The organism is Chitinophaga skermanii, assembly GCF_003259335.1.
GTDB lineage: Bacteria > Bacteroidota > Bacteroidia > Chitinophagales > Chitinophagaceae > Chitinophaga > Chitinophaga skermanii.
In genome coordinates, this window is the sequence record NZ_QLLL01000006.1 from 1 (window position 1) to 17,753 (window position 17,753).

General features: G+C 42.3%; 10 protein-coding genes. 2 read left to right on the forward strand and 8 right to left on the reverse strand.

The annotated features are described in order from the left end of the window. Positions 1-4,934 (reverse strand): Calx-beta domain-containing protein (locus tag LX64_RS15740; protein ID WP_158538640.1); only part of this gene is annotated, 4,934 nt, incomplete at its 3' end. Positions 4,935-5,522: 588 nt separating this feature from the next. Between LX64_RS15740 and ahcY the strand changes: the two genes are divergently transcribed. Then, the gene (gene ahcY, locus LX64_RS15745; RefSeq protein WP_111598648.1) at positions 5,523-6,851 is read left to right on the forward strand and encodes an adenosylhomocysteinase; all 1,329 of its coding nucleotides are present in this window, start codon (positions 5,523-5,525) and stop codon (positions 6,849-6,851) included. A 130-nt stretch (positions 6,852-6,981) separates the two neighbouring features. Continuing rightward, positions 6,982-7,713 (forward strand): pyridoxine 5'-phosphate synthase, encoded by a 732-nt coding sequence (locus tag LX64_RS15750; RefSeq protein WP_111599086.1) that lies wholly within the window; start codon positions 6,982-6,984, stop codon positions 7,711-7,713. Between the two features lie 20 nt (positions 7,714-7,733). Here the strand turns inward: LX64_RS15750 and LX64_RS15755 are convergent, their stop codons facing one another. The 7 genes from LX64_RS15755 to LX64_RS15790 all read right to left on the reverse strand — a co-directional run bounded on the left by LX64_RS15755 (position 7,734) and on the right by LX64_RS15790 (position 17,464). After that, entirely contained in the window at positions 7,734-9,419 is a 1,686-nt protein-coding gene (locus LX64_RS15755; protein WP_111598649.1) for a hypothetical protein, read from the reverse strand. A 5-nt stretch (positions 9,420-9,424) separates the two neighbouring features. After that, positions 9,425-10,207, reverse strand: coding sequence for an ABC transporter ATP-binding protein (locus tag LX64_RS15760; protein WP_111598650.1), 783 nt, complete (start codon positions 10,205-10,207; stop codon positions 9,425-9,427). Between the two features lie 31 nt (positions 10,208-10,238). Continuing rightward, the gene (porQ, locus tag LX64_RS15765) at positions 10,239-11,273 is read right to left on the reverse strand and encodes a type IX secretion system protein PorQ (protein WP_148707343.1); all 1,035 of its coding nucleotides are present in this window, start codon (positions 11,271-11,273) and stop codon (positions 10,239-10,241) included. A 152-nt stretch (positions 11,274-11,425) separates the two neighbouring features. Continuing rightward, the gene (lon, locus tag LX64_RS15775; protein ID WP_111598653.1) at positions 11,426-13,828 is read right to left on the reverse strand and encodes an endopeptidase La; all 2,403 of its coding nucleotides are present in this window, start codon (positions 13,826-13,828) and stop codon (positions 11,426-11,428) included. 204 nt (positions 13,829-14,032) lie between these two features. Beyond that, positions 14,033-14,632, reverse strand: a complete 600-nt coding sequence (locus tag LX64_RS15780; RefSeq protein WP_111598654.1) for a porin family protein — start codon at positions 14,630-14,632, stop codon at positions 14,033-14,035. Positions 14,633-15,189: 557 nt separating this feature from the next. Beyond that, entirely contained in the window at positions 15,190-16,083 is an 894-nt protein-coding gene (locus LX64_RS15785) for a hypothetical protein (RefSeq protein WP_111598655.1), read from the reverse strand. A gap of 109 nt (positions 16,084-16,192) precedes the next feature. Then, a complete protein-coding gene (locus LX64_RS15790) occupies positions 16,193-17,464 on the reverse strand; it encodes a metallophosphoesterase (protein WP_111598656.1) in 1,272 nt (423 codons plus the stop codon). Positions 17,465-17,753 lie beyond the last annotated feature (289 nt).

The window sequence follows — 17,753 nt, forward strand, 5'->3', positions numbered from 1 at the left end:
CCGTTATTGGTTAATGTAACTGTAATAGGCGTAGCTGTAGAAATTCCACTAGGCAGGCTAGCTGTAATGGATTTCGTTTCGCCTTCTTTGATAGAAGTTGGCGCAGTAATGGTGATTACTTTATTCGCAGCAATTGTGCTGGTTTTATCTGCAATACCTACTGTAGTTGTGGCTGTGGATGTTGTACCGAATACGTTTGCACTGGCAGCGATTTGGAGGTTTTCTAGTCCTTCCAATACATTATCATCTGCACTTGCTGTTAAGGTAAACGAACCTTCATTGCTATTCGCTGGAATCGTTACGGTTGTTGGGAAGCTGTATTCGCTGGCTTGTAAAGCGGCATCGCTTAATGCACCACGACTTAAGTTCACCGTGATCGCTTCTGTTGTAGTAATATTACTAGGTAAGCGTACAAACACTTTCGTGCTGTTGCCTTCTAAAATTGTTGTTGAATCGGCTGTTAATGTAATGGCAACATTTGCTGGTATATCGCTGGTTTTATCTGCAATTAGTAAGGTAATTCCGCTTACTGTATAACCATCGCTATTTGTACCTGTAATTACCAATGTTTCTTCTCTTTCCAATAAATCATCATCCAAAGCAGCAACTGTAAATGTTGTAAAGCTGGAATCTTTCTTAATGGTTACACTTGTAGGTAATGCACTATGGTCGCTAGCCGATGCCGTAGAACTAGCGTTTTTACTCAAATTCACCACAATATCTTTTCCTGCTACAGCACCACTTGGTAAACTTACTGTAACTACTTTAGCCGGATCACCTTCTGTCATACCTAATGGCGATGCTGTTAAGGCAATAATACCACTCACATCCTCATCTTCAATATCTATATTAATACCACCATTAAAAGTAAATCCATCTGCACTACCTGCTGTTAACTTCAAGGTTTCAGTACCTTCTACTGAATTGTCGGCTATGGGTGAAATGGTAACAAATGCGCTATCGTTATTAGCCGGTATAATGGCTTCCGTTGGAAAACCACCGCTAAAGTCGGCCGCTACCGTTGTACTACCATTGTTTACTAAGCTAAATGTAATAGGGTATGTGGTTGAAATACCAGCTGGTAAACGGAATACAATTCTGCCAGTATTACCTTCTTTAATGCTAGCAGGCGTAGTAATGTTTACTACCCTATTCGCTGCCTTCGTAATGGTTATATCTTTGATGTCTACATCTTCATTAATATTATTCGCTGTTCCCCAAACATTTGCTGTAGCATTAATTTCCAAACGCTCATTTCTTTCAAACAAATTATCATCTCCTGTAGCGGTTAATGTGAAAGATATTTCGTTGCCGTTTGCAGGAATGGTTACAGTTGCGGGGAAGCTATACTCACTTGCCAATAAAGCGGCATCGCTAGATGCACCACGACTTAATGAGACCGTTATAGCTGTTGCTGTTGTAATATTTTCCGGTAACCTTACCCAAACAGTTGCACTATTACCTTCAAATAAACTTGTAGAATCGGATGCGATCGTTAATACCTTGTTAGCCGCTACGGTACTTGTTTTATCGGTAATCGTAAAGCTGATACCATTAATTGTATAACCATTCACATTCGTACCTCGAATCGTTGCTATTTCATCTCCTTCTAATATATTATCATCTTTCGCAGTAAATGTGAACGATGCACTATTCGTTCCTTGTAGAATTGTAACGCTGGTGGCCGACAAATCAAAGTCTGTTGCCGCAGCTGTAGAGGCTGCATCTCTTTGCAAGTTCACTACAATGTTCTCCCCTGCCAATACGCTATTCGCTAAGGCAACGGTAACTGTTACCGCTGTAGCACCTTCTTGTACCGTGGTGGTGGTAGCCGACATGCTAATCGCCTCATCGTAGTTGATTACGCTCATTTCAAGATTACCACTACCATTTACATTGCCACCGAAAGTAAAGCCTGCTGCTGTTGGTTTCATTTGCAGGTATTCAGTTGGCTCGTGTTTATGGTCTTTCACAGCTTCTACGCTTATCATACCACTTGGTGCACCTTTCGCAATAACAATCTGTGTTGGCAATCCTCCTACAAAATCAGCAGCATCTACCGATGATGGTACTGCAACTTGACTTAAGCTTACCGTAATAGGATAACTTGCTGTAATACCAGTTGGTAATGCAGCGGTGATTGTTTTTGTTTCACCTTCCGTAATGCTAGCCGGTACGGTTAAACTAATGACTTTATTCGCTGGAATCGTGCTAGTTAAATCTTTGATCGTAATAATTGTATCTGCCGATGCAGCAAATCCGTATACGTCGCCACTAACAACAATATCTAAATCTCTTGCTAATTCTAATATATTATTATCTCCCGTTGCTACTACATCAAACGAGGCTTTCGTTTCACCCGTGTGAATCATCACAGTACTAGGGAAAGTATAAGCGCCCGCCGGTAAATCGGCCGATGTACCACTGCCAGCCGCAATATTGAAAGTAAGATCTTGGGTAGCTGCTACGTTGCTCGCCAATTTCACCCACACCTTCACGGTACCACCTTCTAATACTTCAATAGCTTCAGGTTCTAGTTTAATATTCTTATCTCCACTATTATTATCTACCGGTTTATTAATAATGGTAACCGGCACACTGTAAAAGCTGAAGTATGGAGAGGATAATAATACATAGGCATCCTCGTCACTTTCCTCCTCATCATCATGATCAGGATACAACGTGAAACGGAACTCGCTCGCGTTTTTCGGGAAGGTAACTTTCGATGGGAAGTTCACAAAGTCGGCTGCTTCGGCAGTTGAACCACCTTCTAAACTTAGATCTAGGTCAAAGTCTTTACCGGCAATTTTATTACCTGGTAACGTTACTACGAATGTTACACCAGCAGGGTCGCCTTCTTCTATCGTGAACACGAATGGATCGGTGTACATATTGCCCCAAGGGTTGCCTGGATCGTAGTCAACATCCTCTACTTCAATTACACCTGGTTCTACGGTAAAACCTTCGGCATAGCCATTCAACCAACATTCTTCTTTGAACTCGATTTTATCATCTAATAAAATAGATAAGTATTCTATGATCGCGCTCGATTCGCCCGGGTTGATGGTAATTTCTGTTGGAATTGGATCGAAGTCGGCATTGTCGGTGGTCGATTTTGTAGGATCTACAGAAATCGTCACTTTCAATTCTTCTTCCGTTGTAATACCTGCCGGTAAACTTACACGTACCCAGAAGAAATCGCCTTCGTAGGCTCCGAGGATATCATCGATTCTAATCACCATATTATCCGGGTTCAAACGTGTTTCATCTACAATGTTCACGTTGGCTTTCGCGAATTTGGTGAGGCCCGATACGGTAGCTGTGGCTGTTAATTCCAACAGTTGCGTAGGTTTTTCGATGATTTGATCTGTGGCTGCTGTTAAGGTGAAAGTTGCTTCATTGCTGCCTGCCGGGATGGTTACGGTGAATGGGAACGGCGTAGCTACTTGGTAATCTTCGTCTTGTGCATCGGTATTGCTGCCTTTGTCGATTGTTACTGTAATATCTTCGCCCGCGATACCACCGTTTAACTTCACGCGTACTTGCATGCTTTGCCCTTCGTGTAATAAAGTATCGATAGGTTCAAGGGCAATTTTACCATTGTCGTCGTCTAAAATAGTATAGGCCGCTATGTTAGCAGCCGGGTCGATGTTGACTAACGGGGTTCCGCTTTCCAACTCGAGTTGCATGCTACGGTTGGGTTGAAGGGAGGTATTGCCTTTGATAAGAATGTTCGTGATGTCGATTTCTACCGGGGTTGCATATACGTTGGGTTGAATCACTAATGCGCCCAGGTATTCGTAATCGGTATTCGTTACGCCGGCAGATGTGTGCGGCTTCACTTTAATTTTTAATAATTGTGGTGAAGTAAGTACACCGGTCGACACCCTAATTTTCAGGCCATCTAGTATATGCGTATCATCCCCTTCTGCCACCCCTACAGAATCGGCTGTAAATCCAACTGTTACGCCAGTACTGTTATTAGCAACAAATGGATCGGTGTAGTCCAATCCATTGAAAGTAGTATCTAAGCCGTAGCCAACTAATATTCTTTTTGTTTTAGGTTCGTAATATGAGCTACCAAGGGTACCATTGAACTCGATCATTTTGTGCACCGAAATACCTTTGGATGGTTCCGGGAAGAGCGAGGCGTTGGTAACACTGCGTAATAGGTAACCGGGTACTAGCTTTTCATCGCGCAAATCGGGGTTGGAAGCGAAGTACGAAGTAAAACCACCCGATGTTCTATATATATGAGCGTCGAATGGTAAGTTGCTACATTCATTCTCTGGTCTATACACACGAACAATATCGGGGAGTAATACGGCAGGACCACGGTATTCGTCCCAATTAATTAGCTCTCCTGCTTGCCCCATGCTACAGCCAGAGCCACCCATCCAAATTCTTTCACTATGGTACAAGTGTACATAGTAAGATTCAGTACCGGGAGGGGCTAAGATTACGTAGTCTAGGAAAAAGTAATTATCTCCTGCTGTATAGGAGATCGTTGTATTGATGGTATATCTTTTATGATCGAAGTTGCTAACGGTGTCCGTCATGATCACTTGCCATGGCGAAGACACGTCGCCTGTGCCGGTGATTTGTGAGATGAAGCGGTTTTGGATGCGGTGTATCGAGGGGCTCCCCGATGCCGATAATCTTTTTTCGAAGATAATGTAAGGCCTGATCCCTTGGTCGCCCGCAGCGCCGGCCACATTGGCGGCTTCCCAAATGCCGTTCCTACGAACGACGATATTGGTGTCGGTGATTTTGATTGCCAAGCCATCGGTTGTAGTGTTACCACCGTTGGGGTTAATGATAGTTCCGCTTTGAGCATAAGCATGGCTCGAAGCACCCACCAAGATCATCAACATGAATAACAACGAAGCATACGCAGCACGGAATGCTTTGCATGCAGCTGCAAGCTGTTTCATAGGATAGGATAGGACAAACATAAAAAATCAAAATTTCTTTATAATGACAATACTATAAAGGATCGCTTCCTCGTTAATAAGCTACTACTTGCGTGTGTATAGGTTTACATATTCCTAAAAACTCGTTACAGCATATGTCGCCTCGATGGCCTTTTACAAGGCACTACTTTTCCGCGCTTTCACAATAGCGACCAATAAAAAATTGCTGAAGCTCCTACCTCGGGGTTGAATTATTCTAATCTTCTGCTTTCAAAACCTTCCTATTAGTCTATTTTCCAATCTATAGGAGAAATGGTACATATGTATGTAATAGAATTCGTGCAATCTATATACTACAATAAGCAAATCTATATTATTTATTATATTAAAACAAATAAACTTGCGTGTATTTTATACTATCTGGGTTGATTTTGAGGTTATTAAGCATTAAAAGTTACTTGCTGACTTGGATTTGAAAGGGCAAAATAAAGGGGTGGATAAGAAGAGATAAGCCCTTGTTATCGAATTGATTCACACTCACCGCGGTATAGGTCAAAAACATTATGGAATAAGTTAAAATAACGGTAACTTTGCGAAAAATTTATTAGCATGTCTATCGTTGCAAATTCAAAAATAGATTTAAGCTTGCCTTACAAAGTAAAAGACATGTCTCTTGCTGAATGGGGCCGTAAAGAAATCGAACTAGCTGAAGCAGAAATGCCAGGCTTGATGAGCTTAAGAGAAGAATATGGTGCTGCACAACCATTGAAAGGTGCTCGTATCGCCGGTTGCTTACACATGACAATCCAAACAGCGGTTTTGATCGAAACTTTAGTAGCATTAGGTGCTGAAGTTCGTTGGAGCTCTTGTAATATATTCTCTACGCAAGATCACGCTGCTGCTGCTGTTGCTGCTGCAGGTGTACCTGTTTTCGCTTGGAAAGGTTTGAATGAAGAAGAATTTGACTGGTGTATTGAACAAACCCTTTTCTTTGGTAGCGAAGACCGTCCTTTGAACATGATCTTGGATGATGGTGGTGATTTAACGAACATGGTGTTCGATAAATACACAGAATTAATCCAACACGTGAAAGGTTTGAGCGAAGAAACTACAACAGGCGTTCACCGCTTGTACGAAAGAATGAAAAACGGTTCTTTACCAATCCCTGCGATCAATATCAACGACTCTGTTACTAAATCTAAATTCGATAATAAATACGGTTGCCGCGAATCTTGTGTGGATGCAATCCGCCGCGCTACCGACGTTATGATCGCTGGTAAAGTAGCTGTTGTTGCCGGTTTTGGTGACGTAGGTAAAGGTTCTGCTGAATCTTTAGCTGGTGCAGGTGCGCGTGTTATCGTTACTGAAATCGATCCTATCTGTGCTTTGCAAGCTGCTATGGAAGGTTATGAAGTGAAAAGAATGGCGGATGCTGTGAAAGAGGCTGATATCATTGTTACCACTACAGGTTGCCGCGATATCATCACCGGCGAACACTTCAAAGCAATGAAAGACAAAGCGATCGTTTGTAACATCGGTCACTTCGATATCGAAATCGACGTTGCTTGGTTGAACAAAAACTACGGTAATACCAAAGTAGAAATCAAACCACAAGTTGATAAATATACCATTGATGGTAAAGACATTATCTTGCTCGCTGAAGGTCGTCTCGTGAACCTCGGTTGTGCAACTGGTCACCCATCTTTCGTAATGTCTAACTCCTTCACCAACCAAACATTGGCGCAATTGGAACTTTGGGCTAACCACGGTAATTACGAAAACAAAGTATACGTGCTTCCTAAACACCTCGATGAAAAAGTAGCACGCTTACACTTGAAGAAAATTGGCGTAGAACTCGATACGTTAACGACTGTACAATCTGAATACCTCGGTATTCCAGTAGCGGGTCCTTACAAACCTGATTACTACCGTTACTAGTCGACGTAACAATCCAAATAGTTTTGAAAATCGCCATGGTGAATGCTTTGCCATGGCGATTTTTATTTCCACTGCCGTTGGTACAATTTTTAGTTTTTACATCCTTGTACAAACCCGTAATTTTGCAAACATGACGAAGCTGAGTGTTAACATCAACAAATTTGCAACCCTGCGTAATGCAAGAGGTGGCAACATGCCAGACCTATTAAAAGTGGCTGCCGACTGCGAACGCTTTGGCGCCGATGGCATTACCGTTCACCCCCGTCCAGATGAACGCCATATTCGCTACCAAGATGTACGCGACTTACGTCCCATCGTAAAAACGGAGTTTAATATCGAAGGTTATCCTTCACCAGATTTTATGGATTTAGTGCTGGAAGTAAAGCCAGAACAGTGTACGTTGGTGCCAGATCCACCAGGGGTATTAACTTCAAATACTGGTTGGGATACTATTCGTTACCAATCATTTTTAAGAGATGCTATTAGCGCCCTAAAGGCTGCCGGTATCCGTGTGTCTATCTTCTTGAATGCAGATGTGCAAATGGTAGAACCCGCTAAAACAACAGGTGCAGATCGTATCGAATTGTATACAGGGCCTTACGCCGAAGAATACCACAACGCGCTTACACAACCGCAAAACTTAGCGTTGTTCAACGACTATAAAAACACCGCACGCGAAGCGTCTAATATCGGGCTTGAACTGAATGCTGGCCACGATCTTAACTTGGACAACCTCCGCTACTTTAAGCTGCATATCCCGCAACTCAAAGAAGTATCCATCGGCCATGCCCTCGTTTGCGATGCTATCTACTTAGGTTTAGAAAATACCATCCAACTTTACAAGCGATTGTTAGTTGACTAAGCATATAAAAAAACAACTGGCTAATATTTAGCCAGTTGTTTCCATGATGTTTCTTTAAAGTTCATATACAATAGGTAAAACCCTCCAAGCGACAACAACAGCAACCCCCAAATCAAATACACCGACAAAATACTCGCCAGGTAATGCAGCCCGCCCAAAGCACCCGGTATAATCAATATCATCAACCCACGCATAAAGCCTCCCCCACTCTTATCTGTTTCCACCTTTACCGAGAAAGGGAAACGACGTAAGTAAAACTTCGCTAAGAACAAGTTCGTTAATGCCACATTCACAAATCCCAATAACAAGTTCGGAATAGCCTGGTAGCCCCACACACCAATTGTAACAGCTGTAATGCAGATATAAATCGGTACAAAAAACTTCAATAAAGCCGCCTTAAACGAACCCATGAGTATATCGCCCGGCGTTTGAATAGGTGTAGCGAAATAAATCCAAGCACTCTTATATTTATCAGTATACGCTATGTTGCTAATGGCACTAATAAACCCGAGCGTAGAAGCATAGATCAGAATAATGTAAGCATGCGATTGCGTAAGCTTATCCATAAACTCGTTGAACGACAACTTCTTCCCATTCATCGAGGAAAAAACAATCACAAAAAAATAGATAACAATATATGCTAACGATGGGTACACCTTCAACTTAAACTCGCGCGTACGCCCCGTTAACAACCACGATATTTCAAAGCCCATACGTTCGGCATTATTGCCCGTAAATAGGTTCGCTAAGCGTTTATATAATGGTGTACGCGTAACTTGCTCTTGCGTAACCTTTACCGGTTCACTACTACTACCGCTAATACTTGCCAACTTCGCATTAAAACTCGGTGCAAATACTTTGATTACAAGCCAAATACAAACCAATGGTACCACCACTGTTAGTACTGTAAATAGCATGAAAATACCTTTTGCATCGCCGGTAATTAACCATTTATAGGTACCCGCAAACCAAGTAGGAGGCGCGAAATAGAAGAAAGGATAATCCAACAAGTTGATATTCACAGCACCGAGCTTAGAAATCATACGCGGCAGGATATTGTATATGCCAAATACTAAAATGGTAAACGCAATTTGGATATAATTGATGATCTCTTTGAACTTCGTTGGCGTAGTTACTTTTAGGGCAATAACATACACCGCGTTCACTGTAAACACTACAAATAAAGCCGCAAAGAAAACTAATGCTAGGAACAATAACGCCCCTACTACCGAATGATAGCCGAATATGATATAGAAGAATGCCGGCAAACTCGAAGGCAAAATAATCTTCGACATATGTATACCTATGTGTAATAAACGCGAGAACAACACTGTTCTATCATTTACCGGCTTCGGTAAAATGATGTAGTTATCTTTTACATCAATTAGCACATGTGTAAAATCTGAAATCAACGTAATGGCTAACATAACCATGAACATGAAAAAGTACACGGTTAAGTTCAAGAGCGGATCATCGCTTATGCTGAAGGCCATTAAATAAAACAAGCCCATCAAACCCGAAATAAAGATCAGTACATACGTGGCATTCTTACTCTCTTTCTGCTTCTTATGATTAAGGTTCATCGGCCTACGATCGTCCATCATTAGCTTCGTTTGCAAAATAACTTGCAACTGCAAAGGATCAACCCCCAGCTTGCGCCATACAGGGTTGAATAATGCTACTAAGTATAAATAGAATTTAGCCATGGTACTTAGTTTTTAAATGCATTAATAAACTCGTCGGCCATGGAACTCAAATTCTCTTTACCTGTTAATTGCGCAAAGATGTTTTCCAACGTATCGCCCTCGCTTTGCTTCAGTTCTTCAAACGTAGCATTGGCTACTATTTCACCATTATTCAGCAGCACAATTCTATCCGATACTTTCTCTACCACGTCCATCATATGCGAGCAATAGAAAATCGTTTTACCTTCTTTCTTTAAGAGGGTCATGATCTCTTTTACGATAATTACAGCGTTGGCATCGAGGCCGCTGAGGGGTTCGTCGAGAATCACAATTTGCGGGTTGTGTAATAAGCCGGCTGTGATGAGCACTTTCTGGCGCATCCCTTTCGAGAATGTATCCATTCTTTGGAAGCGGTTATCGTGCAACCCAAAGGCTGTAAGCATTTTAACGGCTCGTTCTTCGATCGTGGCAGGCTCCATACCGTATAATAAGCCGGTGAAATTGAGGTACTCCATGGGTGTGAGCACATCGTAAATCTCGGCGTTCTCGGGTACATAGCCAATGATCTTTTTAATATCGAGGGCTTGGGTACGTAAATCCATTCCAGCGATGTTTACTTCCCCTTCAAAATCGGTGATTAAACCTATCAACGTTTTTACAGTGGTAGATTTACCGGCGCCGTTAGGGCCAATATAACCAATTACTTGACCAGGGTAAACAGTGAGGTTAATGTCTTTTAAAACAACTTTATCGTCGTAAGATTTACCCAAATGGTGAATGGAAATGATGGGTGTTGCGTCTTGTTGCATAGTTAACGATTAAATGATGTTGAATGCAGTATCAACTACCGCTTCGTCCGAATTTTCCGAAGCTCATCCATCGATGCATAGGGATGTTGATACCAATATGATTATAAGCTTGGTTACGTTGATACATGGCTCGGCCGTAATACAGTTGCATTTTTTGTAGCAGGATGCCTACCCCTAACGAAAAACCACTCAATCCCTTTTGCTGCATGGTGGCTAGTTCTACTCGCTGCTGGTGATTATACGCCACGTCTACCGCTACGTATTTCGCTATCGTTAATCCTGAAGCCAATACAATATGCTGCATCACCCGGTCGAAGGTGCCCGTTTGTAGGCTTTCCTCGCCCTGCGTGCTTTTTACAGCGCTGTCGAATTTGTACAATTTTCTAAAGCTGGCTGATACTTGTAAGGGTACATGTGCCAGTCGTTTGCTAATGCCTGCTTGTAAATCGAACGGCATGGGTTCAGAAGATGACCCCGCTTTTTTCAATTGGGTACCCATATTCTTCGCCACAACGGATACTTGCAAGCCATTTGCAGTATCAATATACGACAACCCTACGTCGACTGCAAATCCATTCGACGTAAATTCTTGGTATTTACTTTGTATGAACTTTAAACTCGCCCCATAATACCACCGCGATAAGTACTGCCTACCGGCCGAAACTTGCCAAGCAAAATCCACAGGTGCAAATTGCCCATTTACTTGCCCTGTTTCATCGGTATAAGCCATTTGCCCGTAATGTATATATTGTAAGCTCGTAGCAAAGGTGGTAGCGATGTGATCGAAGTAAAAGGCTGTGGCGAGGTTCGTATACTTCACCCCGGCGAAATAATCAGCATAATTCACCTGTAAATGGGTATGCATACTTGGCCTTAGTAAGGCGGGATTTTGGATACCGAAGGCTATATCGTTCGATTGCCAAGCCGTAGCCGTGCCACCTAAAGCTGTTAAATGTGCGGAAGTAGGGAGTTGAAGGAATGAAAACGTTTGAGCACCACCCAATTGCTGCCCCCCAGCCTGGATCGAGCAAAATAAAAGGCAAAAAAGGAGACGATATAAAGGCATGGGCGCTTAGGATAGTAGTTCTACCCCTGCAAAATACGAAAATCCGGAAAAGAATAAAGCCATCTCTACTATGTAGAAATGGCCTTACTCAAACCCTTAAAACAATCAACATGAATATGTACATGCATTGCCAAGATTAGCTGCTCGTACTGCTATCTCTTTAATAACGCAGTTTCGAGCACTTGGTTCACTTCTTTTACATAATGGAACTTAACTCCTTTAATATATTCAGGATTTATGTCCTTCACGTCCTTCTCATTCTGCCAGCAGAGCACGATTTCCTTGATACCGGCTCTTTTTGCAGCGAGAATTTTTTCTTTAATACCACCCACCGGCAATACTTGTCCTCTCAGGGTAATTTCACCCGTCATAGCCAAATAATTCTTCACTTTACGACCAGTGAAGGCGGATGTTAATGCTGTTACCATGGTAATACCCGCGCTAGGACCATCTTTTGGAACGGCGCCTTCGGGTACGTGTATATGGATGCTCTTAGTAGAGAATAATTTCGGGTCAATTTTATACTCTTTTGCATGTGCTTGTAAGTAACTTAAAGCAGTTGCAGCCGATTCTTTCATCACGTTGCCAAGGTTACCTGTTAATTTCAATTCGCCTTTACCTTCGCTTAGGCTCGTTTCAATTAAGAGGATATCGCCACCTACGTATGTCCATGCAAGGCCCACAGCTACGCCGGCTGGGTTACCTGCTTTGTACATCTCGTTGGAATAGCGTGTTTTACCAAGCACCTGCTCTACTTTCTCGTCGGTAATGATAGACGGTACATCTTCTTCCAAAGCAACGTTCTTCGCAATACTACGCATGATGGCAGCAAATTGGCGGTCCAATTCACGTACACCACTTTCGCGGGTATAATCTTGGATCACTTTCTCAATAGCGGCTTTGTTGAAGCTGAACTTCACATCTTTCAAACCATGTCCATCCTTTTGCTTAGGGATGAGGTGACGTTTTGAAATTTCCACCTTTTCTTCGATTGAATAACCACTTAAATCAATGATTTCCAAACGATCGCGTAATGCTGGGTGGATATTGTTGATGTTGTTCGCCGTAGCGATGAACAACACTTTACTTAAGTCGTATTCTAACTCGAGGTAGTTATCGTAGAAGGTATTGTTTTGTTCTGGGTCCAATACTTCCAATAAAGCAGACCCTGGATCGCCGCGGAAGTCGCTACCGATTTTATCGATTTCGTCTAAAATCATTACCGGGTTAGAGGATTTGATTTTGCGGATCGATTGTACAATACGGCCTGGCATAGCGCCGATGTATGTTTTACGGTGACCGCGGATTTCGCTTTCATCGTGTAAACCACCTAAGCTTAAGCGCACATATTTACGGCCAATGGCATTGGCAATAGAGCGACCTAAAGAGGTTTTACCGATACCTGGAGGGCCTACAAAGCATAAAATTGGTGACTTCATATCGCCTTTCAACTTCAATACTGCTAGGTATTCCAAGATACGTTCCTTGATTTTGTCCATTCCGTAATGGTCGTGATCGAGGATTTTCTTTGCTTTCTTTAGATCGTAAATATCGTCGGTGTATTCGCCCCAAGGAAGGTCGAGCATCAGGTCTAAGTGGTTGTATACCACCGAGTAATCTGGTGTGCTGGGGTGCATACGTTCCAACTTCTCGATACCTTTGGTGAAGGCTTCTTTCACGGCTTGTGGCCATTTTTTCAACTCGGCTTTACGTTGCATTTCGCGGATTTCGCGGTCGTTCGTATCGCCCCCGAGTTCTTCCTTGATGGATTTCATCTGTTGTTGCAGGAAGTAATCGCGTTGTTGTTTATCGAGGTCGGCTTTTGTTTTATTGGTGATCTTGTTTTTGAGCTCGGCGAGTTGTAACTCGGTTTGCAACAGCTTCAACAACAGTTCTGCACGCGTGTGCAAATTGTTGGTTTCCAACAATTGTTGTTTCTCCATGAGGTCGCTATTCAAGTTAGACGACACGAAATGGATCAAGAAGTTAGCGTTTTCGATGTTCTTTAAGATCATGCTGGCTTCCGAAGGGATATTCGGAGATAAGGCAATGATTTGGCCGGCGAGGTCTTTAATAGAAGAGATGTAGGCCTCGAATTCTTCTTCGTTGCTGGAAGGCTCATCTTTCAGCAAGGTGTATTTTATTTTGAAGTAAGGCTCTTCTGTAGTGATTTCATCGATTTTGAAGCGTTTGCGGCCTTGGATGATTACGGTAGTACCACCATCAGGCATTTTAATAAGCTTCACAATTTTCGCTACCGTACCCACTTCAGATAAATCTGTAATGGCTGGTTCTTCTACGTTACTGTCTTTTTGCGCTACAACACCTATCATTTTGTCAGCCTTGTAAGCGTCGTTTACAGCTTTTATTGATTTATCTCTACCAACAGTAATGGGCAAAACTACGCCTGGAAATAACACGGTATTTCGCAAAGGTAAAAGGGCCAATTCGTCGGGAAGCTTGTCGTCGTCTGCATTCTCGTTCTCATCGCCCAGTGGAATCAATGGCATGAACTCCATCTCATCCTCTGAATTTCCTAAAAAAAATTTGTTCATCTGATTAGTTTAATTCCAAAAAGACAAGCTGTCAGTTAAAACACTCTGCTTGTCGATTTATGAGGTTGTACCCCTATTAGTCAACTTTAATGCCAACCCTAGCGTGGATACAGCACGGCAGAAAGATAGGTAAAAAAAAGCGTTCCGCAGCTTACCAGTGTATGGTAGGTGCGGAACGCATGCTATGTGGAATATAAATTAGCCTTATAAGGTTACACCAACACCCAATTGGATAGATTGATTTTTCCAGCTACCTGTGTTACCAAGGTCGCTGATATCATTCAAACCTACTACGTAACGAGCAGAAATGTTCACGATTGGCAATTGCAACCATAAGCCACCCAATACGGAGAAGTCGCCGTTTTTAAAGGCTTTTTCACCGTTTTGCAAGAGGTTATCGTTTTTGCTCATGAGGATGCTATACTGTGGACCAACTTGCAATTTCAAACGTTGATTTAAAGCAATTGGAATGTTAGCCATGATTGGAATGCTCAAGTAATTGAGTTTAATGTCTTTGTTGTTGGCGGTAGGATCAGTTGTATAGATATCTGAGAACTTATCGGTTGTTTTTTGCTTCGATTCGGAGAAAATCACCTCACCTTGCACACCGAAACCTTTCATCAAATTAACCTGCACCAAGCCACCTAAATGGTACCCCCAGTTAAAACCTTTGTCAAAACCTTCTGCATCTAATTTTTGGAGGTTAGCACCGCCTTTGATACCAAAGCGGACAAATCGTTGGGCATTAACTGTGGATACGGTTAGCGCAGATAGTAATACCGCGGCAAATAGTAGTTTTTTCATAAATTGTTTTTTGTACTGGTTTTAATAAAGACGTGTTTTTTATTCACCTCCCCTATATACTGTTAAAGAAATGTTTCAGATTTGTTTCAGAAATGCAAAAGTCATGCCTTCCTTTCTACAAACTTCCTAGTACATTGTATGCGAGAGATTTACAAATAGCCATAACGCTATTTGAGCGCAGAAAATTTTAGATAGCAGAGATTAAAATTCTTTAATGATGCGTTGAGGTTGGTACATGAAATAATACAAAATCTCTCATTAAAGGGATATCAATTGTTGAATCAACAGTATATAAAAGGAAAGATAACTGTTCCATATATCTAAATAATATCTAGATAACATCTCCATAAGAAGAAGTATATATCGAATACCTTGAAATTACATGGAATTACATGGGATTTACATGGAACTTACTTGGAAACTACATGGTAGGTACTTGGAGCTTACATGATCCACACATGACACACACATTGGCATTACCTAACCATAAATCCCTCACAAGCATAGATATACAGTAACAACAGCGTACAACTACCTTCTAACAGCTACCCAAACAACTAAAACCCAAACTTCATCGTAGCCGAAAAATAGCCAAGCATACTCCTGTCATCGCCTTGCAAAGGTTTAAATACCGTGTAAGCAGGCGAAATAGTAACAAACTTGTAATTATAAGCCACCCTTACTCCTAGATCTGCAAAGCGGGGGCCAAAGCTGAGCCTATCAATGTAATTGATTTCCTGCGGTTTAGTGTGTTTGTTACCTAACGGCATCGTTCCTCGTAGGTTGGTCAGGTAATTGGTGGTGCCAAAGGTGAGCGAAGCTACAGGGAGAATCATCAACCCATCATTCCGATTCAGCACGTCGATCCAAAGAAAGCTATGCCGTACATCGAGATTGAGGTTAAAATCGCGGCCACTATTTGTATAGGTAACCCGTTTGTATTGTGCAGATTCCTTGCCCCATCCGAAGTCAATATTAATACCGGGTTCTAACCACCATTTGCGGTAACTAAAGTAGGCATATAACTCGTTTTTTATGGGCGTTAGTGGCACATCACTAGAGTCGGCGTAGAAATAGTGGTTGTACGAAATACCGGCGATAAAGTTAGGGTGCTTATTGTAATCGTAGCCAATACCCAGGTCGTGCTCGAACCATGGGTTCTTCGTGGCGCCAAACATGTAATAAGTGCTTGCATTGGCATATAAACCACTTTTATGGTAGTAGGAAATACTGGGAGAAAGGAAGGGCTTTTGCACAAGGGAGCGGGCGTAGTTCATTTTACCATCGGCATAAGCAGGATTATTGCCGTAGCTGATGCCGACCACGAATTGGCTTTTATCACGAAGGCCCAATAGGGAATCAAGTGAACGCTCCAATTCTTCTAAAGATTGGGCATGCGCCGTTTGGCTGAGTAAAATACTACAGATTATCAACACGATACGTTGCATCATAGATATAGGTTTCCTTGTTAGGCCAATAAAGAACCCGCCATGCCGCCAGTACGAAACTAGCCGGTAAAGCGGGTTGAATAAAATATAATGAATGAGATCTTGTATAAGCTTATACCAATTCTATAACGGTAATTTCCGGTAAAATACCCACGCGGCCGGGGTATCCCAAGAAGCCAAAGCCCCTATTCACGTATAGCACCTGGCGCTTCTCTTTGTACAAGCCAGCCCATTGTTTATACAAGTACTGGGCAGGACTCCATTTGAAATAAGGTATTTCGATGCCGAATTGCATACCATGGGTGTGCCCGGCTAACATTAAATCGATACTAGGGTACACCGGGCGCACTTCTGCATCCCAATGGGTAGGATCGTGCGATAATAATATTTTGAATGGCACTTGTTCTGTACCTGCCATTGCCTTTGGCATATCGCCCTTACGAGGGAAACGTGGGTTGGCGCTCCAGTTCTCGATTCCTACAACGGCTAATTGTTGGCCATTGCGGGTGAAGATCTTGTTTTCATTCATCATCAATTGCCAGCCCAATTCGCCGTGGATCGCCTTCAACTGTTCGAGGTTGGCCGCTTTTTGAGCGCTATTACCATTGGCGTCCCTGTCGGGCCATGGGAAATAGTCGCCGTAATCGTGGTTACCCAAGGTACTATAAACACCCATGGGCGCTTTCACTTTATTGAATACGCCCATGTATTCTTGCATTTCAATGGCGCGATCATTTACCAGGTCGCCTGTAAAAAACACGATATCGGCATTTTGGGCATTGATCATGGCTACGCCTTTCTCTACGGCTTGCTTGTTATTGAAGCTACCACTATGAATATCAGATATTTGTACAATCTTCAACCCTTTCCATGCCGAAGGCAAGTTGCTAAAGTGCAACTTTACGCGGCGGATATGGTAGTTGTATTTATTAGAGAAACCGTAGGCCAAGGTAGCAAATAGGCCACCTCCTAGGAACATACCTGCACGGGTAAGGAACTGCGAACGAGTGATGCCGCTTTTTAAACCTGGCTCCCTGGATTCAGCTTTCGGTGGGCTTACACGGTAAATGATCCAGGTAATAAAACGACGTATATCGTCAATAATCATGAATAAAATTACGATCGCCTTTGCGAAGAACTGCCCCATAATTAACGTAATCACATGGCTACGTAATGATGGCACCAGCTCCCAATGCACGGATTTTAACCCGAAGGTGATGAGAATGATATAAATAATGATAGAGAAAGTCCAATATGCCGTATAGGTAATCTTCTTGGTTTTACTTGACGTGTTCTTTACGACTGCCCGTACGCCCATAAAAACGTAGAGGTCGACCATGAACATCAATAAAACGAAGATCCAGTAATTTAGCCCTTGTCGCATGTAATAGTTTAATAAATCTAACCAAAAGAAGCCCCGAAATTACGCTGCGCAACCCTAATTAAAAAGTTAAAATGTACAACATTCTAATATATAAGGTGGTGAGGCGGGGAGAATACAAAGACGAATGGGCTGAAAAAAAATTGTATCTTACTAGAAAATAACCCAAGCTCCCGGGGTAAGGGGCCTAGGGCCATGTTATTTGTGAATAAATAATATAGGGGCCTTGGCCTGAATTTTGGGTAATCGTTGTATTTTTGTTCGATTGGGGATAATTTAATTTAACTAACGA

Coding starts and splice junctions, on each gene's coding strand:
- ahcY (WP_111598648.1), top strand. CDS start 5,523: ATGTCTATCGTTGCAAATTCAAAAATAGATTTAAGCTTGCCTTACAAA.
- LX64_RS15750 (WP_111599086.1), top strand. CDS start 6,982: ATGACGAAGCTGAGTGTTAACATCAACAAATTTGCAACCCTGCGTAAT.
- LX64_RS15755 (WP_111598649.1), bottom strand. CDS start 9,419: ATGGCTAAATTCTATTTATACTTAGTAGCATTATTCAACCCTGTATGG.
- LX64_RS15760 (WP_111598650.1), bottom strand. CDS start 10,207: ATGCAACAAGACGCAACACCCATCATTTCCATTCACCATTTGGGTAAA.
- porQ (WP_148707343.1), bottom strand. CDS start 11,273: ATGCCTTTATATCGTCTCCTTTTTTGCCTTTTATTTTGCTCGATCCAG.
- lon (WP_111598653.1), bottom strand. CDS start 13,828: ATGAACAAATTTTTTTTAGGAAATTCAGAGGATGAGATGGAGTTCATG.
- LX64_RS15780 (WP_111598654.1), bottom strand. CDS start 14,632: ATGAAAAAACTACTATTTGCCGCGGTATTACTATCTGCGCTAACCGTA.
- LX64_RS15785 (WP_111598655.1), bottom strand. CDS start 16,083: ATGATGCAACGTATCGTGTTGATAATCTGTAGTATTTTACTCAGCCAA.
- LX64_RS15790 (WP_111598656.1), bottom strand. CDS start 17,464: ATGCGACAAGGGCTAAATTACTGGATCTTCGTTTTATTGATGTTCATG.